21 protein-coding genes are annotated in these 20,028 nt (G+C 70.3%); 15 read left to right on the top strand and 6 right to left on the bottom strand.

Features of this window, described 5'->3' with window-relative positions:
• Positions 1 to 31: 31 nt before the first annotated feature.
• Positions 32 to 403 carry a response regulator gene (locus A2790_RS01490; protein ID WP_293386939.1) on the bottom strand — a complete coding sequence of 124 codons (372 nt, stop codon included), beginning with the start codon at positions 401 to 403 and terminating at the stop codon, positions 32 to 34.
• A gap of 52 nt (positions 404 to 455) precedes the next feature.
• Entirely contained in the window at positions 456 to 1,070 is a 615-nt protein-coding gene (locus tag A2790_RS01485; RefSeq protein ID WP_293386938.1) for a response regulator transcription factor, read from the bottom strand.
• 167 nt (positions 1,071 to 1,237) lie between these two features.
• On the opposite strand from A2790_RS01485, the gene A2790_RS01480 reads away from it, so the two are divergent.
• Positions 1,238 to 1,888 (top strand): DsbA family protein, encoded by a 651-nt coding sequence (locus A2790_RS01480; protein ID WP_293386937.1) that lies wholly within the window; start codon positions 1,238 to 1,240, stop codon positions 1,886 to 1,888.
• Positions 1,889 to 1,898: 10 nt separating this feature from the next.
• Here A2790_RS01480 and A2790_RS01475 read toward each other — a convergent pair whose 3' ends face one another.
• Entirely contained in the window at positions 1,899 to 2,807 is a 909-nt protein-coding gene (locus tag A2790_RS01475; RefSeq protein WP_293386936.1) for a LysR family transcriptional regulator, read from the bottom strand.
• 89 nt (positions 2,808 to 2,896) lie between these two features.
• Here A2790_RS01475 and A2790_RS01470 point away from each other — a divergent pair, with 89 nt between their 5' ends.
• The 4 genes from A2790_RS01470 to A2790_RS01455 all read left to right on the top strand — a co-directional run bounded on the left by A2790_RS01470 (position 2,897) and on the right by A2790_RS01455 (position 6,167).
• Positions 2,897 to 4,453 carry a sulfatase gene (locus tag A2790_RS01470; RefSeq protein WP_293386935.1) on the top strand — a complete coding sequence of 519 codons (1,557 nt, stop codon included), beginning with the start codon at positions 2,897 to 2,899 and terminating at the stop codon, positions 4,451 to 4,453.
• A 4-nt stretch (positions 4,454 to 4,457) separates the two neighbouring features.
• The gene (locus tag A2790_RS01465; RefSeq protein WP_293386934.1) at positions 4,458 to 5,144 is read left to right on the top strand and encodes a TetR/AcrR family transcriptional regulator; all 687 of its coding nucleotides are present in this window, start codon (positions 4,458 to 4,460) and stop codon (positions 5,142 to 5,144) included.
• A 29-nt stretch (positions 5,145 to 5,173) separates the two neighbouring features.
• Positions 5,174 to 5,668 (top strand): hypothetical protein, encoded by a 495-nt coding sequence (locus A2790_RS01460; protein WP_293386933.1) that lies wholly within the window; start codon positions 5,174 to 5,176, stop codon positions 5,666 to 5,668.
• A gap of 148 nt (positions 5,669 to 5,816) precedes the next feature.
• Entirely contained in the window at positions 5,817 to 6,167 is a 351-nt protein-coding gene (locus tag A2790_RS01455) for an endonuclease domain-containing protein (RefSeq protein WP_293386932.1), read from the top strand.
• Between the two features lie 248 nt (positions 6,168 to 6,415).
• Here the strand turns inward: A2790_RS01455 and A2790_RS01450 are convergent, their stop codons facing one another.
• Positions 6,416 to 7,123, bottom strand: a complete 708-nt coding sequence (locus tag A2790_RS01450; protein ID WP_293386931.1) for a hypothetical protein — start codon at positions 7,121 to 7,123, stop codon at positions 6,416 to 6,418.
• Positions 7,124 to 7,284: 161 nt separating this feature from the next.
• Between A2790_RS01450 and A2790_RS01445 the strand changes: the two genes are divergently transcribed.
• The 10 genes from A2790_RS01445 (at position 7,285) to A2790_RS01400 (ending at position 17,640) form a co-directional block, all read left to right on the top strand.
• On the top strand, positions 7,285 to 9,504 hold the full coding sequence (locus A2790_RS01445; protein ID WP_293386930.1) for a TonB-dependent receptor: 2,220 nt from the start codon (positions 7,285 to 7,287) through the stop codon (positions 9,502 to 9,504).
• Between the two features lie 4 nt (positions 9,505 to 9,508).
• On the top strand, positions 9,509 to 10,549 hold the full coding sequence (locus tag A2790_RS01440) for a hypothetical protein (protein ID WP_293386929.1): 1,041 nt from the start codon (positions 9,509 to 9,511) through the stop codon (positions 10,547 to 10,549).
• A gap of 9 nt (positions 10,550 to 10,558) precedes the next feature.
• Positions 10,559 to 11,854 (top strand): hypothetical protein, encoded by a 1,296-nt coding sequence (locus tag A2790_RS01435; protein WP_293386928.1) that lies wholly within the window; start codon positions 10,559 to 10,561, stop codon positions 11,852 to 11,854.
• A gap of 57 nt (positions 11,855 to 11,911) precedes the next feature.
• Entirely contained in the window at positions 11,912 to 12,682 is a 771-nt protein-coding gene (locus A2790_RS01430; RefSeq protein ID WP_293386927.1) for a TIGR00730 family Rossman fold protein, read from the top strand.
• A gap of 63 nt (positions 12,683 to 12,745) precedes the next feature.
• The gene (gene rutA, locus A2790_RS01425) at positions 12,746 to 13,825 is read left to right on the top strand and encodes a pyrimidine utilization protein A (RefSeq protein ID WP_293386926.1); all 1,080 of its coding nucleotides are present in this window, start codon (positions 12,746 to 12,748) and stop codon (positions 13,823 to 13,825) included.
• Positions 13,812 to 14,534 carry a pyrimidine utilization protein B gene (gene rutB / locus A2790_RS01420; protein ID WP_293386925.1) on the top strand — a complete coding sequence of 241 codons (723 nt, stop codon included), beginning with the start codon at positions 13,812 to 13,814 and terminating at the stop codon, positions 14,532 to 14,534. The genes rutA and rutB overlap by 14 nt, the downstream gene beginning before the upstream one ends.
• Before the next feature lie 11 nt (positions 14,535 to 14,545).
• Positions 14,546 to 14,935, top strand: coding sequence for a pyrimidine utilization protein C (gene rutC / locus A2790_RS01415; RefSeq protein ID WP_293386924.1), 390 nt, complete (start codon positions 14,546 to 14,548; stop codon positions 14,933 to 14,935).
• Positions 14,936 to 15,538, top strand: a complete 603-nt coding sequence (locus A2790_RS01410; RefSeq protein ID WP_293386923.1) for a nitroreductase family protein — start codon at positions 14,936 to 14,938, stop codon at positions 15,536 to 15,538.
• A 43-nt stretch (positions 15,539 to 15,581) separates the two neighbouring features.
• The gene (locus tag A2790_RS01405) at positions 15,582 to 16,121 is read left to right on the top strand and encodes a Pycsar system effector family protein (protein WP_293386922.1); all 540 of its coding nucleotides are present in this window, start codon (positions 15,582 to 15,584) and stop codon (positions 16,119 to 16,121) included.
• Between the two features lie 52 nt (positions 16,122 to 16,173).
• Positions 16,174 to 17,640 (top strand): adenosine deaminase, encoded by a 1,467-nt coding sequence (locus A2790_RS01400; protein ID WP_293386921.1) that lies wholly within the window; start codon positions 16,174 to 16,176, stop codon positions 17,638 to 17,640.
• Here the strand turns inward: A2790_RS01400 and A2790_RS01395 are convergent.
• A complete protein-coding gene (locus A2790_RS01395; RefSeq protein ID WP_293386920.1) occupies positions 17,637 to 18,965 on the bottom strand; it encodes an NCS2 family permease in 1,329 nt (442 codons plus the stop codon). The two genes, A2790_RS01400 and A2790_RS01395, sit on opposite strands and share 4 nt — an antisense overlap.
• Entirely contained in the window at positions 18,962 to 19,993 is a 1,032-nt protein-coding gene (locus A2790_RS01390; protein WP_293386919.1) for a purine nucleoside permease, read from the bottom strand. The genes A2790_RS01395 and A2790_RS01390 overlap by 4 nt, the downstream gene beginning before the upstream one ends.
• Between the last annotated feature and the right edge of the window lie 35 nt (positions 19,994 to 20,028).

The raw sequence follows: 20,028 nt of genomic DNA, 5'->3' as shown, positions 1-20,028 counted from the left end.
TAGCCGAAGAGCGGGGCAGGGTGTCCACCGCTCAGGCGGCCAGGGCCTGGTCCAGGCAGTCGATGAGCGCCTCGGCGGTGAACGGCTTGCGCAGCAGGCAGCAGGCGCCGCTGGCCATTGCCTTTTCATGCAGGGCCGGCTCGGCGCGGGCCGTGACCATGATCACCGGGGTCGCCACGCCCTCGGCGGTGAGCCGGAGCTTGAGGTCGATGCCCGAGAGGCCGGGCATCTGGATATCCGTGATGACGCAGTTCGACCGGTCGCGGGCGTCGGCGGCCAGGAAGTCCTCCGCGCTCGGATAGCTGGCCACGCGGTAGCCCAGCGACCGCACGAGGCCGACCATGGCCTGGCGCAGGGACTCGTCGTCCTCGACGATGGAGATCAACGGATCGGCCGCGCTCATGGCGAACGGCTTCGCATGCCGCCGCCCGCGCCGGAATCATACGCAGGTATGGTCAGGCGCCGACGTGCAGGGCCTCGGCCATCCGCACCAGGTCGGCCAGCGAGCGCGCGCCCATCTTCCGCATCGCCGCGCCGCGGTGGATCTTCACGGTGATCTCCGACAGCGACAGCTCGCCCGCCACCTGCTTGTTGAGCTTGCCGGCGGTGACCAAAGCCATGACCTGTCGCTCGCGTGGGGAGAGGGTGGCGAAACGCTCCTCCAGCGCCCGTCGACCCCCATCGGCGGCCCGGCGCTGGCGGTCGCGCTCGATCCCGGTGGTGACCGCGTCCAGCATGTCCTGCTCGCGGAACGGCTTTGGCAGGAAGTCGACGGCGCCCGCCTTCATGCCGCGCACCGACATCGGGATGTCGCCGTGGCCGGTCATCAGCACCACGGGCAGGCCGATCCCGAACTGGGCGAGCTGGGCCTGGAAGTCGAGCCCGGAGAGGCCAGGCAGGCGTACGTCCAGCACCAGGCACCCGGGGGCGTCCGGAAGCTCGGCGTCGAGAAAGGCCTGCGCCGAGCCGTAGAGCCGCGGCTCCAGGCCCACCGACCGGAACAGGCTGGCGAGCGCCTCGCCGAGGGAGGCGTCGTCATCGACGATATGGACGATCGCGGCTTCGGGCATGGGTCTTCGGGCAGGCGATGGGACTGCGATCTTATGACACAGCCGCCGGCCCCGCGCCGCTCATACGAAGATATGAACGCTGGCCGGACCGCCGGAGACGGTGAAATCGGAATTCCAATTCACGTTTCTATGCTACAGCTCGGGAAACACCAGACGGGAAGGATGCGATGACCCTAGGCTACGACCTCTACTGGTCCTTCCGGTCACCCTATTCCTACATGGTGGCGCCGCGCCTGATGGCGCTGGAGGCGGAGTACGACGTGGCCTGCAACGTGCGGCCCGTCTATCCGCTGGCGGTGCGCACGCCGGAGTTCTTCGAGACCCGCGATCCGCTGTGGACGCCCTATTTCATGAAGGACGTCTTCCGGGAGGCGGCCTTCCTCGGCCTGCCGTTCCGCTGGCCGCGGCCGGACCCGGTGCAGCAGGCGCCCGGCGTCGGCTACCGGATGCAGCAGCCCTACATCCACCGCCTCACCCACCTGGGCGTCGCCGCGGCGGAGCGGGGCCGGGGCCTGCCGTTCGTGGCGGAGGTCGGCCACACCATCTGGAGCGGCGAGGTCGACAACTGGCACGAGGGCGACCACCTCGCCCGTGCGGCCGAACGGGCCGGCCTGGACTATGCCGAGCTCAGCGCCGTGGCGGACGGGCAGGCCGATCGCCTGGCCCAGGTCGTGGAGGCCAACCAGGTCGACCAGCGCGCCGCCGGTCACTGGGGCGTGCCCATGATGGTGTTCGGCGGCGAGCCGTTCTTCGGCCAGGACCGGTTCGACCAGCTCAAGTGGCGGATGGAGCAGGCGGGCCTTAGCCGGCGCGCATAGCCGGCGGCTATCAGGCCGCCGCGGTCAGCGGCCGGTCGGCGACGGCCGCCTTGGACAGTTCGGCCATGGCCTTGATCAGCGGCGAGCGCCACCGCTCGGCCGTGGTCAGCATCCAGCAGGCGTAGGGCACGTCGAGGGTGGACGACACCACCGCCAGCCGCCCGTCCTTCACCTGCTCGGCGAACAGGAACGAGGCCCCCAGCGCGATGGTGTCGGTGTCCAGCGCCCGGTGCACGATCAGCGAGTAGTCGTCGCTGATGAAGGCCCTGAGGTTCTCGCCCTCCTCCCGCGACATCTCGCCGGCCCAGCGCTCGACGCCCGGCAGCACGCTGGGCAGGGCGAACGGATACTGCAGCAGCTCCCGCGGGCCCGCGTCCCGCAGCGCCAGCGCCGGATGGCCCGGCCGCGCCACCAGGATCACCGCGTCCTCGAACATCTTCTTGCGGATCAGCTCGCCGTAGCGGGCCGCATGCTCGGAATAGCCGAACGCGATATCGACCCGCCCGTCGTGCAGCGCCTTCATGACGCCGGGGCCGGTCTCCTGGATCGTCTCCACGTGCAGTTTGGGGAACCGCACCGCCACCCGGCGCAGCAGTTCGGGCAGGGGCTTGAGGCGCGAGGCGGGGCCGACGGCGATGCGGATCCGCCCCTCCTCGCCACGCGCAAGCTGCTCCAGGTCGCGGGTCAGGGCGGCCACGCCCTGCAGCAGGGTCTCCGCCCGCTGGGCCACGAAGGCGCCGTAGGCGGTGGGCCGCGCCGCGCCGTTCGTCCGTTCGAACAGCCGGAGCGACAGCTGCGACTCCAGCCGTGCGATGCTCTTGGACAGGGTGGGTTGCGAGATCTGCAGCTTGCGCGCCGCGCCGCTGAAACCGCCCGCGCGGCAGATTTCCAGAATCTGTTCGAGATGCCGAAGCTCCATGCCCGCGGGCTATAGCACCCTGTCATCCAATTGTGCAGATCGGACCGCGCGATCCGGCTAGCGTCCGGGCCGACCAAGGAGCCCACGGTATGAAACGCGCCCCCCTGATCCTCGCGGCCACCCTGTCGCTGGCCGCCGCGGCCAGCGCGCCGCCGGCCACGGCCGTGGATCCGGCGCGGGCGGCGCCGCGGCCCAACATCATCGTCATCGTCGCCGACGACCTGGGCTATGGCGACACCTCGGCCTATGGCTCGACGATCATCAAGACGCCGAACATCGACGCCCTCGCAGCGGACGGCGTGCGCTTCACCTCGGGCTACGTCACCCACCCGGTCTGCGCCCCGTCGCGGGCGGCGATCCTCACCGGCCGCTACCAGCAGCGGTTCGGCTGGGAGTTCAATCCTGTGGGCCGCGACCGGCGCGGCGGCGTCTCCCTGGCCGAGCCGTTCATGGGCAATATCCTGAAGACCGCCGGCTATCGCACCGGCATGATCGGCAAGTGGCACCTGGGCGAGGCCGAGGGCTACCAGCCCACCGACCGCGGCTTCGACGAGTTCTTCGGCATCACCGCCGGCGCCACGGCCTTCTTCACCCAGAGCCAGCCGGGCGACGACACCTACACCCCGCCCGGCGCCGCGGGCTCGTTCCGCGCCACGATCCAGGATCCTCTGCCGCCCACCGCCACCGACGACGAACGGATGGCCTACCTGCGCAGCGTCGCCACGGTCCGGCGCGGCAAGCAGGTGGTGGAGGTGAAGGCGTACCTGACCGACGCCTTCACCGACGAGGCCGTGCGCTTCATCGGGTCCAACAAGGAGAGGCCGTTCTTCCTCTACCTGGCCTACACGACCCCCCACACGCCGCTCCAGGCCACCAAGAAGTACCTCGACCGCTACCGGCACGTGCCGGACCGCGGCCAGCGGGTCTATGCGGCCATGGTGTCCTCGCTGGACGACGGGGTGGGCGCCATCCGCGCCAAGCTGAAGGCCGAGGGGCTGGAGAAGAACACCCTGATCGTCTTCCTCTCCGACAACGGCTGCGCGCCGTACATCCAGGGCGCCTGTTCCAACGCCCCGCTCAACGGGCACAAGGGAACGCACCTCGAGGGCGGGGTCCGCGTCCCCTACATCGTCGCCTGGCCGGGCCGGATCCCGGGCGGGCGCGTCGACGATCGCATGGTGTCCAGCCTGGACATCGTGCCCACCGCCGCGGCGCTGGCGGGCGCCAGCCTGCCCAAGGGGACGGATGGGGTGAACCTGATGCCCTTCGTCACCGGGGGGAACTCGGGCGTTCCGAACCCGACGGTCTACTGGCGCGCGGGCCCTAACTTCGCGATCCGGGACGGAGACTGGAAGCTGTGGGAGGCGAACAAGGCCGACCCGTCCGACAGGGCGGTCAACGCGGCCAACATCACGCCCGACGGAACCCACGCCGTGGTTTCGCCCCTGGGCCAGCACGTGATGCTGTTCGATCTGAAAGGCGACCCGGGCGAGAAGGCCAACGTCGCCGCGGCGAACCCCGGCGTGGTCGCAGGACTGCAGGCCAAGCTGAAGGCCTGGGACAAGGACAACGTGCCGCCGCAGTGGACCAGCATGCGCCAGTCGGTGAAGAAGCAGGACGGCCAACTGCTGAAGATCTACGACTGAGCCCATGACCCGGACCCTCGCCGACGCCGCCGACGACGCCGAACCCAACGCGGCCCTGCGCACCGCCCGCGAGGCCGAACGGCGGGAGGCGTTCATGCGGGTGGCCGCGGGGGTCTTCCGCCAGCATGGCCTGGCCGGCGCCACCATGGAGCAGGTGGCCGCGGCGGCGGGGGTGACGAAGGTGGTGCTGTACCGGCGCTTCCCGTCGAAGGACGCCCTGATCCAGGGGATCTTCGCCGAGACCCTGCGCCGGCTGAACAACCAGGACGGCAAGCCGTGGCGGGGCTACGGCGGCGGCATGCGCAAGTCGCTGGCGGCCGCGCGTTCGTTCCAGGACGGCTTCATCCTGCTGGTCCGGCACGGCGGCCAGAACCCGGCCTATCACGCGGCGCACGCGGCCCTGCGGCGGCGCACCGGCCAGCGCCTGCGCGGCCTGCTCTGGTATCCCGAAGCGCCGCCGCCCCGGGACCAGCGCCCGGCGCTGCTGGAGCTGGCGCTGGAGCCGATGATCTCGTTCTGCAACGACGCGCTCGCCTATTGGGTCGAGCGGGGCGACCCCAGCCGGGACGAGCTGTTCATCCGCTGGTGCGGCCAGATGATGCGCGCCTGGCGCCACAACGCCGCCGAGCTGCTGAACCTGGATTCGCCCGAGCAGGAGTGGCCCTTCGACACCGAGGGCCTGACGCCATGAACCAGAACAAGAACCGAGGAAGCATCGCCATGGTCAGCCGCAGGGACGCCATCATCGCCGCCGGGGCCGCCGGCGCATCGCTCGCCGCCGGATCGCCGGCCCTGGGCCAGTCGGCCGCCGCGCCGCCGGTGAAGCCCGAGCACGCGAAGTTCGCCGCCGAGATCGCCGCCGCCCAGGAACGGCTCGACGCCTTCATGGCGGCCTTCAACGCCCGCGACCTCGCCGCCTTCGAAGCCACCTTCAACTTCCCGCACGTGCGCTTCGCCTCGGGCAAGGTGACCGTGATCAACCCGGGCTTCCACAAGCCGGAGATGTTCACCACCGGCGCGCTCAGCGACTGGGACCACTCCGCCTGGCAGCGGCGCGAGGTGATCCACGCCGGCGCCGACAAGGTCCACATCGATACCCGCTTCAGCCGCTTCCGCAAGGACGGCTCGGTCATCGGCGGCTTCGACAGCATCTACATCGTCACCCGCCAGGACGGCCGCTGGGGCATCCAGGGCCGCTCCAGCTTCGCCCCGTAGGGGCGGCGGGCGTAAGTCTGCCCTTGATCGCTCAATAGGTTCTTGCAATGTTCTTCACCTCCCCCGCAAGGCGGGGGAGGGGGACCACGAAGTGGTGGAGAGCGCGTGGTGGAGGGGGCAAGCGGCCGGCACAGCCTTGCGACGGACCATGATCACCACCCGCGCCCGCGCCATGCGCAAGGCGATGACCGAGCCGGAAGTGATCCTGTGGACCCGCTTGCGCGGACGCGCGGAGGACCGCCCGACCTTCCGGCGGCAGCATCCGTTCGGATCGATCATCCTCGACTTCTATTGCCCCTCCGTGCGTCTCGCGATCGAGGTCGATGGCGCCACGCACTGGGATGACGAGGCTCAACTCAGGGACGCCGCCCGCGACCGCTGGCTGGCAGGCCAAGGCGTGCACACCGTCCGCATTCCCGCGTCGCGAATCTACCATGACCTGGACGGGGTCATGGACGAGATCCTGTTGCAGATCGAAAACTCGAAGCGCGGTGGGTAGGCCTGGGCGGCCGCTCGCCCCCTCCACCCCGCGCTCTACGGCCGGCTGCGCCGCCCTCCGCCCGCGGTCCCCCTCCCGCCGCTTCGCGGGGGAGGAATGAGGTTCGCGTTCATCTCTCCCACGAAGCGGCGGGAGGGGACCAATCGCCGAGCAAAGTGGAGAGCGGTTGGTGGAGTGGGCGAGCCTGAGGCTCGGGCGATCAGTTCGGCTGAGAGAACCCCGGTCCGTCCCGCAATCGACTCCCGGCCCTAAATCCCCGTCAGCAGCGTGCTTGCCGCCCAGGTGTCGCGGGTGAGTTTCTGGCGGCGCATGAAGGTGGCCATGGCGGCGGTGGAGGGATCGCGGGAGGTCTCCCAGACGCCGTGGTCCTTGTAGCGGGTGATGAGCAGCAGGCGCGTGACGCCCGCCGCCGCGTCCGCCGCCGACCGCTCGGCGGCGAACAGGCCGAAGATGTTGGTGTCGAACCTGGCCTCGAAATCGCGCCAGCCCTCGGTCGACAGGGCCACCACCTCGTCCAGGCTCTCGGCGCCGATGACGAACCAGCGGTGGACGTAGATGCCGCCCGGCTTCGGCGCATCGCCCGCGGTGGGGCGGGCGGTGGCGGCCATGCGCTGGCGCTCGGCCTTGCCCACGCCCTCCAGCTTCGCCAGCGCCTCCATCTCCGCCTGGCGCCCCGGCGCATCCGGCCGCCAGCCCACCAGCAGCGCCGCCTGCCGTGACCGCCAGCCGAGCTGGGGCGTGAACAGGCCCAGCACCTGGCCGCCCGCCGCCGCGATCCCGCCTGCCCGGGCGCGCACCTGGTCGGCATAGGCCTTCGCCGGCGGCGTCCCGGCGGGCGCCTCGAGATCCAGGAACAGATAGTCGTACATCGGCGCCCCTCCGGCGGCTTCGGCCGTGGCGGGGGCCAGGATGGATGCGCCTGCGCCGGCGATCCAGCGTCTGCGGTCGACGGTCATGGTCCCACTCTGGGAGCACGTTCCGTATCGTCAAGCGGACACGGCGCTATGGCTCCAAGCCTTGCAGGCATTGGAAATGCAAAGGGTCTGTCGCTAGCTTCACGCCTCACTGTCACCGCGCGGTAACACACCAAGAGCACTGCGGGACGAGGGGGAAGACCATGATGAAGCGCCACATCCTCAAAAGCGCGTCCATCGCCGTGATCGCCTGCGCGATCGCCGCGCCGGCCTATGCCCAGACGACGGCGGCCGCCGCTCCCGAACTGGACGAGGTGCTGGTCACGGCGCGCAAGCGCGAGGAGAGCCTGCGCGAGATCCCGGCCGCCGGGACGGCGCTGGGCGCCGAACAGATCCAGGCCATGGGCGGCATCGCCAACACCCAGGCGCTGCTGTCCAACGTGCCGGCGGTGAACTTCGCCAACACCTCCAACCCGGTGACCTCCGAGATCTCGATCCGGGGCTCGGGCACCAGCCGGGCGACCGCGGCGGACGCGGCCGTGGGCCTCTATCGGAACGGCGTCTATATCGGCGGCGGCTATGTGGGCGGCCGCACCTTCTCCAAGCCCGACTTCTTCGACGTGCGCACCATCGAGGTGTTGCGCGGCGTGCAAGGGGCGTTGAACGGGCGCAACGCGGTGGGCGGCTCGATCAACGTGGTCTCCGCGCGGCCGACCCAGCGCCAGGAGGGCTTCTTCGTCCTCGATGGCGGCAACAACGCCCGCTACGAGGGCCAGCTCGTCTGGAACCAGCCGATCAACGACAACTGGTCGGTGCGCCTGGGCGCTAACCTGATGAAGCAGCGCAAGGGCTTCTTCTACAACCCGGTCCGCGACGAGTATTTCGACCGCCAGGAGTCCGAGATCTACCGCGGCCAGGTTCGCTATGAGAACGGCCCGTTCAGCGCCAACCTCCTGCTGGAGCACGGCCGCGACCAGCTTCCCGGCCTGATGTACCAGCTGATGATCCCGGCAGGCACGAGCGCCATCTATCCGCGCGGGGTCTTCCAGGACAAATACGACATCGAGTGGAACCACCCGTCGTCCGCCAAGCAGCAGGTGAACTACGCCGAGCTGGTGCTGGAGTACGACTTCGGCTTCGCGACCCTGACGTCGACCACGGCCCTGCGCGAGCGCCGCTCGCAGAACGCCTACGACCGCGACGCCACCTCGCCCTCGTTCCTGCAGCGCGTGGCCGCCGCCGGCCTGGTCGCGCCGGGGCAGGTGCAGGGCAGCCCCGACCTGGGCGGCTCGCAGAACGACTACGCCCGGGTGCTCTTCCAGGACGTCCACCTGGTCGGCGAGAAGACGGCGGGCTTCAGTTGGCTGGCCGGGTTCGAGTACTACGACCTCAACGACAAGTACCAGAACACCCTGGCCGGGCCGCCGACCGCCGCCAACGGCCGCTCGTTCGGCACGGTCGGCGTCAGCCGCCTCGACTTCGTCTCCTGGGCCGCCTACGGCTCGGTCGGCTACGACCTGACGGAGGCCTTCAACGTCACGGCGGAAGGCCGCTACACCCGCGACGACAAGGACCTGCTGTCCACCCGTCTCGACTTCGGCACGGGCCGGCCGTCGGGGGTCGGTTTCGATATCGACACCGGCCGCGAGACCAGCGACTTCTCGTACAACGTCACGGCGGCCTACAAGCTCGCGGGCTGGCTGGCCTACGGCAAGGTCGGCACCGCCTATCGCGCCGGCGGCTTCAACCTGGCCCTGGGCGATCCGCGCCAGCCGCGGCCCATCCCCACCACCTTCGACGACGAGAAGGCCACGGCCTACGAGGTGGGGCTGAAGGGCAATCTGGCGCCGCGGGTGTTCCTCAGCCTGTCCGCCTACCAGACCAACGTGAAGGACCTGCTGGTCCAGACCGACAACGGCTGTGCGGTGGGCTCGACCGTCTGCCCGGTGCAGGCGACGCCGTTCGTCTACAACGCCGGCAAGGCCGAACTCTGGGGCCTCGAGGCCGAACTGACCGGCGCCGCCGAGGTGCTGGGCGGCACGGCGCGCCTTTCGATCGGCGGCTCCCGCCAGGGCGGCAAGATCACGTCGGGTCCGGACGAGGGCAAGAAGGGGCCGCAGCGTCCCGACTGGACCGGCACCTTCAACCTCAACTACCGCCGCGACCTGCGCGACGACTACGTCGGCTTCTTCAACATCAAGGGGACCGGACGCTGGGGCGGCGTGCAGGAGATCGCCCAGACGCCGGAGCTCAACGACTACCAGATCTTCGACGTGCGGGTGGGCCTGCAGAAGAATGGCTGGGAGTTCGCGGTCTATTCGAACAACGTGGGCGATGAGTCCTACATCGTGTTCAACGCGGCCACGACCCGGCGCTGGAACATGCCGCGCACCTACGGCGCCCAGCTCCGGTACTCCTGGTAAGCGGATGAGCCGGCGCGGCGCAGCCCTCCTCGTTCTGGCCGCGCTGGCCGGCCTGGCGCCGGCCGGGGCGGTCGCGCAGCCGGCCGGGGCCGCGGCGTCGGCATCGGCCGTCGAGGTGATCTATGGGGAATGGACCGATCCGGCCCGCGATGGCCGGGTCGTGCCATTCAAGGCCTATGCGCCCAAGGGCGCGGGGCCGTTTCCGGTGGTGGTCCACAGCCACGGCCTGGGCGGCAGCCGGGAGACGTCGGTCTTCATCCTGCAGGCTGTCGCCGAAGCGGGCTTCCTGGTGGTCTGCCTGCAACACGCCGGCTCCGACACGGGCATCCTGGGCGGCCGGGGGCGGCCCACGACCACCGCCGGCGTCGTCGCCACCGGCGGGACGGCCATCAACCCCCAGGTGGCGCAGGCGCGGTACGGCGACCTGCCGTTCGCGCTGGACCAGATCGCCAAGGACCCGCGCCTGGCCGCCAAGGCGGACATGAGCCGCGTCGGCATGTCCGGCCATTCCTATGGCGCGCTGTCGACCCTGGTGGCCGTCGGGCAGCGCGTGCCTGGCGCCGCGCCGCCGACGCGGTTCGCCGAGCCGCGCATACGCGCCGCCGTCGCCTATAGTCCGAACAAGCCGCGTGGCGACAATCCCAAGATCGCTTTCGCGGCCGTGAAGACCCCGATGCTGCATTTCACCGGCACGGCGGACGTGACGCCCTTCGATCTGGAGAAGTCTCCGTTCGAGCGAACCACGCCCTTCCAGGCGATCCAGGGCGCGGACCAGTTCCTGATCGTGCTGGACGGCGCCGACCACGGCCTGTTCGGCGGGCGGCGAGGGGCCGGCGGCGTGCTGAAGCCCACCGATCCGCCGCAGATGGAGATCGTGAAGGCCGAGACGATCCGGTTCTGGCGCGCCTATCTGAAGGGCGACGGGGCGGCGGCGCGCGAGCTGTGCGAACTGCCCAAGCGGATCGACCCCGCCGGAGACGGCTATGCGAAGGCCGCGCGCTGTGGTCCGCCGACGCCCATCGCGCCCGTCGACGGCCTCCGCTAGCTTCGGCGGATGGATCAGAACGCCCCGCTCTCCGCCTCCCGCCGCGCCGTCCTCGGCGTCGGCGCGACCCTTCTGGCCGCCGCGCCTGTGACCGGCGCTCAGGCCGGGGCGGGCGGCTCGGAGGCGGACGCCAGGCGCATCCTGGAGCGCTATGCCGGCTTCGGCGACAAGGCCGCGGGCGGGGCGGGAGACGATGCCTGCGGGGCCTGGATCGAGGGCGAGCTCAAGGCCCTGGGCTACGCCTGCGAGCGCCAGCCCTTCGAGGTCCCGGCCTACGAGGGCGAGGCCCCCAGCCTCTCTATCGACGGCGCGCGGGCGACGCTGATCCCGCAGGCGATCGTCCAGCCGACGCCGGGGCTGACCGGACGCCTGTTCGTTCCCCAGCGCGGCGAGGGCGAGATCGCGCTCCTCGTGCTGCCCCACGCCCGCTGGTCCACCGCCAAGGGCGAGGTCGAGCGCCGCGTAAAGGCGGCGACCGAGGCCGGCGCCAAGGCCGTGGTGCTGGTCACCACCGGCCCCACCGGCCAGGCCCTGGCGCTCAACACCCCGGCCGACAAGCCGCTGTTCGACGTGCCCGTCGCCGTCCTCGCGCCGCGCGACGCCGATCCCTTCGTCGAAGCGGCCGCAAAGGGGGCGCCCGCCACCCTGCGCATGCCCGGCCGCTCGTTCCGCCGCCCCGCCTTCAACGTCACCGCAACCCTAAGTCGTGGCGCGCCCAAGACACTCGTACTGTCGACCCCCCGATCCGGCTGGTTCGGCTGCGTGGGCGAGCGGGGCAGCGGCCTGGCCGCCTGGCTCCAGCTCGCCGCCTGGGCCGCAAGGTCCAAACTGCCCGTGGACCTCGCCCTGGTCGCAACCAGCGGCCATGAGTATGAATACGCAGGGGGCGAGACCTATATCGCTCACGCAGCGCCCAAGCCGGCCGCCACCGCCCTCTGGGTCCACCTTGGGGCCAATGTCGCCGCCCGGGACTGGCACGAGCGGGGGCTGCAGCTCGGACCCCTGCCCAGCGCCGACCCCCAGCGCTTCCTGCTGGCCAGCCCGCCGCTGGTCGAGGCCTGCAAGGCCGCCTTCGCCGGCCAGCCCGGACTGGAGCAGACCTATCCCGCCGACCCCAAGCGCGCCGCCGGCGAGCTCTCCAGCATCCTCAGCGCGGGCTACGATCCGGTCATGGGGATCTTCGGAGCCCACCGCTTCCACCACGCCCGCGGCGACGACCTCAGCTGCGTATCGCCGGCCCTGATCCCGCCCGTGGCCGACGCTTTCGCCAAGGTGATCGCGCGCGCGCTGACGAAGGCGGCCTGATCCGCCTAGACTGGCGGGATGACCGAGACTCAATCCCCCCATCCGGCGGCGCCGCAGATGGCTTCGCCGACCTACCGACTGGCTTCCATGGACCCGGACTTCATCATGGGCCCCTCCATGCGCGGGGTCCGCTTCCTGCTGGAATTCGCCAAGGTCGACGAGGCGCTGCGCAACTGGAGCGTCCGCTCCACCATCGTCGTCTTCGGCTCGGCGCGGATCCGCGAGGACGGGCCCGAGCCGCATCCGCGCTGGTACGCCGCCGCCCGCGAGTTCGCCGCCATCGCCTCGAAGCGGGGCGGGGCGCACCTGTCGGCCAAGGGCGAGCGGTTCAACGTGATCTGCACCGGCGGCGGCCCCGGCATCATGGAGGCCGCCAACCGCGGGGCCACGGACGTCGGCGCCCCGTCGGTCGGCCTGAACATCACCCTGCCGCACGAACAGTACCCGAACGGCTACTCCACCCCCGAGCTCACCTTCCGCTTCCACTATTTCGCGATGCGCAAGATGCACTTCGCGATGCGGGCCAGCGCCCTGGTGGTGTTCCCGGGTGGGTTCGGGACCTTGGACGAGCTGTTCGAGATCCTGACGCTGCGCCAGACCGACAAGTCGCCCCCCATGCCGATCGTGCTGTTCGACGAGGGCTACTGGCGATCCATCGTGAACTTCGACGCCTTGGTCGCCGCGGGGATGGTCGCCCAGGCCGACCTCGACCTCTTCCGCTTTGCAGAGACCCCGGAGGATGTCTGGAAATGCCTGCTGGCGGGTGGCCTTCGCCCCTACGAGGACATTCCGGAACCCCCCACTGCCGCCGGCGAGGAATTCCGCTGACCCGGCTTGCGCGCCGCCTCCGCGCGGCGCCAACTGGACGGCCGTGCAGAGGGGGCGGGGCCCATGGACATCGGCGTCTTCATTCCGATCGGCAACAACGGCTGGCTCATCTCGGAGACCTCGCCGCAGTACATGCCGAGCTTCGAGCTCAACAAGCGGATCGTCCAAAGCGCGGAGGGCTACGGCTTCGACTTCGCGCTCTCCATGATCAAGCTGCGGGGCTTCGGCGGTAAGACGGAGTTCTGGGAGCACAACCTCGAGAGCTTCACGCTGATGGCGGGGCTCGCGGCTGTGACCTCGAAGATCAACATCTTCGCGACGGCTGCGACGCTGACCATGCCCCCCGCGATCGTGGCGCGCATGGCCTCGACCATCGATTCCATCGCCCCGGGGCGCTTCGGGATCAACCTGGTCACCGGCTGGCAGAAGGCCGAGTACGACCAGATGGGGCTGTGGCCCGGCGAGAGCCACTATTCGGACCGCTACAACTACCTCGCCGAGTACGCGACGGTGCTGAAGGGCCTGATGGAGACCGGCGTCTCGGACTTCAAGGGCAAGTACCTGACCATGAACGACTGCCGGGTCAGCCCGAAGCCGACGCCCGGCGTGAAGATCATCTGCGCCGGCTCGTCCGACGAGGGCCTGGCTTTCACCGCGGAGTATGCGGACTACAGCTTCGCCCTGGGCAAGGGGACGAACACGCCTACGGCCTTCGCCTCGGTGAACAAGCGGCTGGAGGCGGCGAAAGCGAAGACCGGCCGCGACGTCGCCGCCTACATCCTCTTCATGATCATCGCCGACGAGACGGACGAGGCCGCCTTGGCCAAGTGGCAGCTCTACCGCGACGGCGCCGACCAGGAGGCCCTGGCCTGGCTGACCAACCAGGCCGCGCCCAACGCCGCGGCGGGCGGCACGACCAACACCAACACCACCCAGCTCGCCGCGCCGGAGTCGGCGGTGAACCTGAACATGGGCACGCTTGTCGGCTCGTACGAGAGCGTCGCCCGGATGCTGGACGAGGTGGCCGAGGTGCCGGGGACTGCCGGCGTGCTCCTGGTGTTCGACGACTTCGTGCAGGGCGTCGAGGACTTCGGCACGAAGATCCAGCCGCGGATGAAGAGCCGCAAGCATGTCGCAGCCTAGGCCGACCATCCCCGTAGACGGCGCGGTCACCCTGCCGGCGCGGCCCGAGAACCTGCCCATCGATCCGCAGGCCACCGCGCTGATCGTGGTGGACATGCAGAACGCCTATGCCTCGCAGGGCGGCTATCTCGACATCGCCGGGTTCGACATCGGCGGCGCAGCGGCGGTGATCGACCGGATCGCGGTGCTGGTCGAGACCGCGCGCAAGGCCGGGGTGCAGGTGGTGTTCTTCCAGAACGGCTGGGACGCGGGCTACGTCGAGGCGGGCGGGCCGGGTTCGCCCAACTGGTGGAAGTCGAACGCGCTCAAGACCATGCGCGAGCGGCCCGAACTCGAGGGCAAGCTGCTGGCCAAGGGGACCTGGGACTACGCCCTGGTCGACCGCCTGCAGCCGCAGGCCGGCGACATCGTGATCGAGAAGCCGCGCTACTCGGCCTTCTACAACACCGCCCTGGACTCGATGCTGCGGGCCCGCGGCATCCGCAGCCTGGCCTTCTGCGGTATCGCCACCAACGTCTGCGTGGAAAGCACGCTGCGCGACGGCTATCACCGGGAGTACTTCGGCGTGCTGCTGGAGGACGCGACCCATCAGGCCGGCCCCGCCTTCCTGCAGGAGGCCACGGTCTACAACGTCGAGAAATTCTTCGGCTGGGTGTCGAACACCGCCGACTTCTGCGGGGCCATCGGCCAGACCCCGCCCCGAACCTAAGAGGAAGACAGATGCCCAAGACCGTCATCACCCCGCCGGGGACCGGCACGCCCATCGCGCCCTTCTCGCCCGGCACGCTGGCCGACGGCGTGGTCTACGTCTCCGGGACCCTGGCCTTCGACAAGGACAACAACGTCGCCCACGTCGGCGATGCGGCGGCGCAGACGCGCCAGGTGCTGGAGACCATCAAGTCCGTCATCGAGACCGCGGGCGGGACCATGGACGACGTGACCATGAACCACATCTTCCTGAAGGACTGGGCGGATTACGCGGCCATCAACAAGGTCTATGCCGAGTACTTCCCCGGCGAGAAGCCGGCGCGGTTCTGCATCCAGTGCGGTCTGGTGCGGCCCGACTTCCTGGTCGAGATCGCCTCCATCGCCCACATCGGGAAGGCGTAGGTGGCGGGCCCCGAGGCCAACGGGCGGTCGGCGGACCACGACGTCGATCCGATGTTCCTGGAGCGTTGGTCGCCGCGCGCCTTCACCGGCGAGCCGATGCCGGACGCGCTGTTGATGAGCCTGTTCGAGGCCGCGCGCTGGGCGCCCAGCGCCTACAACGGCCAGCCGTGGCGGTTCGTCTATGGCCACAAGGGCACGGCGGAGTGGGACCGGCTGTTCGACCTGCTGATCCCCTACAACCAGGCCTGGGTGAAGCACGCCTCGGTGCTGATGTACGTGGTCTCGGACCGGTTCCGGCGGGTCGAGGGGCGAGAGCCGGCCCCGGTCCACAGCCATTCCTTCGACGCGGGCGCGGCCTGGGCCTATCTCGCGCTGCAGGCGCATAAGGTCGGATGGGCGGCGCACGGCATGGCCGGCTTCGATCTCGAGCGGTCCTACGCGGTGCTGGACGTCCCCGAAGATCAGTATCGCGTCGAGGCGGCCATCGCGGTCGGCCGGCCGGCCGACAAGGAGATCCTGGACGAGCCCTACAGGTCGCGCGAGACGCCGAGTCCGCGTAACCCGGTTTCCAGCTTCGCCTTCGAGGGGCGGTTCAGGGCATAGAGGCGAGGGCTCGCGCCAATCGCCGGGGTTCTGGGGGAATACGATGCAAGACCAAGCGGCCGGGCCACGGCCCACTTTCGCGGTCGACGGGGTCCACCTGCTGCGCACCGCCCAGCAGGTGCAGTACCAGCTCAGCCAGATGGCCGATCAGAAGGCCAACATGGTGCTGGCCGCCACCTTCGTGATCTTCACCGTCTCGATCAGCCAGATCCACAACGTGGCCCGGCCGCTGCCCCTGTTCATCCTGGGCGGCGCGGCGTTCGCCTCGGCCTTCCTGGCGATCCTGGCGGTGCTGCCGTCGGTGAAGACGCCGCCGCGGCCCGACGGGCCGGCCAACCTGCTGTTCTTCGGCTCGTTCACCCAGGTCCCGGAGGAGGAATTCCTGGAGCGCCTGTTCACCGTGCTGGGCGATCCGAGGACGGTCTACGAGGCTTTCGCGCGCGACATCTACCAGAACGGCAAGGTGCTCGCGTTCAAGAAGTACCTCTACCTGGGCTACGCCTACCGCATCCTGCTGGCGGGGCTGGTGGCCAGCCTGTTCGCCTTCGTGGCGCCCTACGTCCTGCCTCTCTTCGCGCGGTAAGCATCGGGGCGTGGCTTGACCGCGAGGGCGACGTCAGGCGCCTTCGTGCCCCATGAAACGAATCCTGATCGGCGTGTCCGCCGCCCTGGCCCTGGCCGCGCCCGCCGCCGCGGCGCCGGACCTGGCCAAGATGACCGCCGGCGAGCTTACCGCCTTCATGAAGGCGTTCCCCAAGGGCGGCGAGCTTCACAACCACCTGTCCGGCGCGATCTACGGCGAGACCCTGCTCAACTGGGCGGCCGAGGACGGCCTGTGCGTGGACATGCGGGAGCTAGCGATCCGGCCGTCGTGCGCGGGGCCGGACTCCAAGCCGGCGCCGGCCGTCATTGCGGACGAGGCGTTGCGGTCGTTGGTGGTGGACAGCCTCAGCACCCGCCACCCCGGCTTTCGGGATCGCTCTGGCCATGACCAGTTCTTCTCGTCCTTCGGCCGCATGGGCATGAAGCCCAGCCGCGAGGGCGACGCCCTGGCGGTGGTGATGGGCGACCTCGCGCGGCAGAATACCTTCTACCTCGAGCTGATGGTGACGCCGCAGTTCTTCCCGTCCCGCAGCCTGGGCGCGCGGGTCGGGTGGAAGGGCGATCCGGCGGCGACCCGCACAGCGCTGAGCGAGGCGGGGCTGGAGCGGCTCGTTCCCACGGTGATCGCGAACACCGACGCCATGCAGGCCCGCGCCCGCGAGGTGCTGAAGTGCGGCACGGCGGAGGCCCGGCCCGGCTGCCGGGTGACCGTGCGCTTCCTCTTCCAGGCCATCCGCCAGGGTCGGCCCGAGGAGACCATGGCCCAGCTCCAGCTCGGCGTGGCCACGGTGGCCGCCGACCCGCGCTGGGTCGGCCTGCAGCTCGTGGCGCCCGAGGACAGCCAGGACGCGGTGACCCACTACGACACCCACATGAAGATCGTGGAGCTGTTGACCGACCGCGGCCGCAAGACACCCGTGGCGCTGCACGCCGGCGAACTGAGCCTCGACGTCGCCACGCCCGAGACCCTCAGCTACCACGTCGGCGCCGCCGTGCGGGTGGCGGGGGCGCGGCGCATCGGGCACGGGGTGGCGCTGCCCCACGAGACGGGCGCCGAGGCGCTGGCGGCGGAAATGGCGGCCAAGGGCGTGCTGGTGGAGGTCAATCCGATCTCGAACCGCGAGATCCTGGGCGTGAAGCCGGAGGAGCACCCCTATGCCTGGCTGCGGCAGCGGGGCGTGCCGGTGGCGCTGTCCACCGATGATGCCGGCATCTTGCGCAGCGACCTGTCGGCGGACTACGTCCTGGCGGTGAAGACCGGCGCGACCTACGCCGACCTCAAGACTGCGGCGCGCAATGGCATCGCCTACAGCTTCCTGGCGGGCGAGGGGCTGTGGAGCGACCCCAACGTCTATCGCAAGCCTGTGGCGGCTTGCCGGGGCCAAGTCGGGAACGCCGAGCCCAAGGGCGCCTGCGCCGCGTTCGTCGCCAAGAGCGACAAGGCCCGCGAGCAATGGCGGCACGAGCACCTGCTGAAGGCGTTCGAAGCCGCGCGTTAGCCCTCCACCGCCATGTAGACGAACCGCGCGATGAACAGGGCGGCGAGGGCGAAGAGGAGCCAGTCGGCTTTCGCGACGCGTCGGCTGGCGAGCTTCAGCACCGCATAGGCGATGACGCCGAAGGCCAGGCCGTTGGCGATCGAGAAGGTGAGCGGGATCGTCACCAGCGTGAGGAAGGCGGGGATCGCCACCACCGGATCGTCCCAGTCGATCTCGGTGAGGGGCCCCATCATCATGGCGCCGACGAGGATCAGCGCGGGGGCCGTGGCCGCGGCCGGGATCACCTGGGCCCAGGGCGCGACGAACAGGGTCGCGAGGAACAGGAGGCCCGTGACGACGGCGGTCAGGCCCGTCCGGCCGCCGGCGGAGACGCCCGAGGCGCTCTCGATGTAGCTGACGACGGTGGACGTGCCGGCCAGCGAGCCCACCACCGTCGCGCCGGCGTCGGCGAAGAGGATGCGGTTCAGGCGCGGGATCGAGCCGTCCGGCCGCATCAGCCCGGCCTTCTTGGACACCGCGACGAGGGTGCCGACGTTGTCGAACAGGTCGACGAACAGGAAGACGAAGAGGATCTCCAGGAGGGCCAGGCCGAAGCCATGGCCGCCGATGCCGAGCGCGGCGGGGATGTCGAGCTTCAGGGCCGTGCCCGTCATCTCGTCCAGGCTGTAAGGCTGCGGCGCCCAGGTGGCGAGGCCCAGGACCCAGCCGAGGACGGCCGTGGCGACGATGCCGATGAAGATCGCGCCGCGCACCTTCAGCACCAGCAGGACCGAAAGGATCGCCAGGCCTAGCAGCGCCAACAGGGTGGCTGGCGCATGGACGTCGCCCAGGGTGACGAGGGTGGCCGGATTGCCGACCACGAGGCCGGAGCCGCGAAGGCCGATGAAGGCGATGAAGAGGCCGATGCCGGCGGCGATCGCCGAGAACAGGGCCCGCGGTATGGCGCTGACGATGAGCTGGCGGACCCCGGCCACCGTCAGGACGATGAACAGGACGCCCGAGATGAAGACGAGCCCCAGCGCGGTCTGCCAGGGCACGCCCATGGCCCCCACCACGGTGAAGGCGAAGTAGGCGTTGAGGCCCATGCCGGGGGCCAGCGCGATCGGATAGTTGGCCAGGAAGCCCATCAGCAGGCAGCCGACCCCGGCCGCCAGGCAGGTCGCCGCCGCCACGCCGGCCACGGGCATCCCGGTGGTCCCCAGGATCGAGGGGTTCACCAGCACGATGTAGGCCATGGTCAGGAAGGTGGTGGCGCCCGCCAGCACCTCGGTCCGGACGCTGGTTCCGCGTTCGCGGAGCTGGAAGGTCTTTTCGAGGAAACTCACGGCCGGGCCTTCGGAAGGGTGGTTTCGTACGTGGGCCAACCCGCGACCAGGGCCTTCACGACCGGCGCGCCGACGCGATAGGCGGCTTCGAACGCGGCGTCCGACCCGCCGTCGGCGAACTCGACGCGCATCGGCTTGCCCTCGCCGGGCCAGGTGTAGTTGCTGGCCGTGCGCAGCACGAGCACCCGGCGCGGGTCGACCCGGCCGTCCTGGGCGAACAGCGCGAGGGTGTCGAGCACAGCCTGGTCCTCGCCGTCGCTCATGGCGAAGACGCCGGCGCCGTCGGTCTGCAGCCGGACCCATTCGCGCGCCCATTGGGTCCGGCGGGGGCCATGCCAGAAGCGTACCGTGGCCAGGCTGGCGCCCACGAAGACGTGGGGCGGCTTCTGGGCCGTGGGCTCAGCCCGGAAGCCGGCGCGTTCGGCGGCCAGCTTGGGACCGTCCGGCAGGGGCGTGTCGCGGGTCAGCTGGTAGGCCCATTGGGTCAGCCCCGGGTCCAGCCGCCAGGCCATGCCGCTGGCGCCCTCGCCGCTGCCCTTTTCGGCCGGGCTGTTGGCGTTGAAGGCGTAGAGACCCCAGGGCCAGCCGGGCGTGATCTCGCGGTCGTCGATCTCGTAGACCGGATCGCCGTCGACCACCCAGTCGGACCAGGCCGCGCTGCCGATCGATCCGGCCTTCGGGTCGACCCCGGCGATGCCGGCCATCAGGAAGTAGCTCCGCGAAAAGTCGAAGCGCGGGTCGGACAGCAGGGCGGCCATGGAGCCCCGCGCCCGGCCGAACATGCCCGTGGTGATTCCCAGGACGCCGTCCTTGGAGAGCCGCGCCGGGCGCTCGACGCTGGGGATCTTCACCGTCTCGGCCAGCGGGTAGCGCTCGACCCAATGCTGGAACTCGCCGGGCTTGTCGCCCGTGTCCGCCCCGATCTCAAACGCGGCGATCACCACCACCTTGATCGGGATCGGCGTGGGCTGCGCCAGCGCCGGCAGGGGCGCGAGGAGGAGGGCGACGATGGCGGCGAAACGAAGCAAGCGGACTCCCCCCGGGAAACAGCGGGGCCATAGTC

This window comes from Phenylobacterium sp. RIFCSPHIGHO2_01_FULL_69_31 (genome assembly GCF_001824475.1).
Classification (GTDB): domain Bacteria; phylum Pseudomonadota; class Alphaproteobacteria; order Caulobacterales; family Caulobacteraceae; genus Phenylobacterium.
The sequence above is the reverse complement of the archived record's forward strand: the minus strand, read 5'-3'. Positions and strand labels throughout refer to the sequence as shown.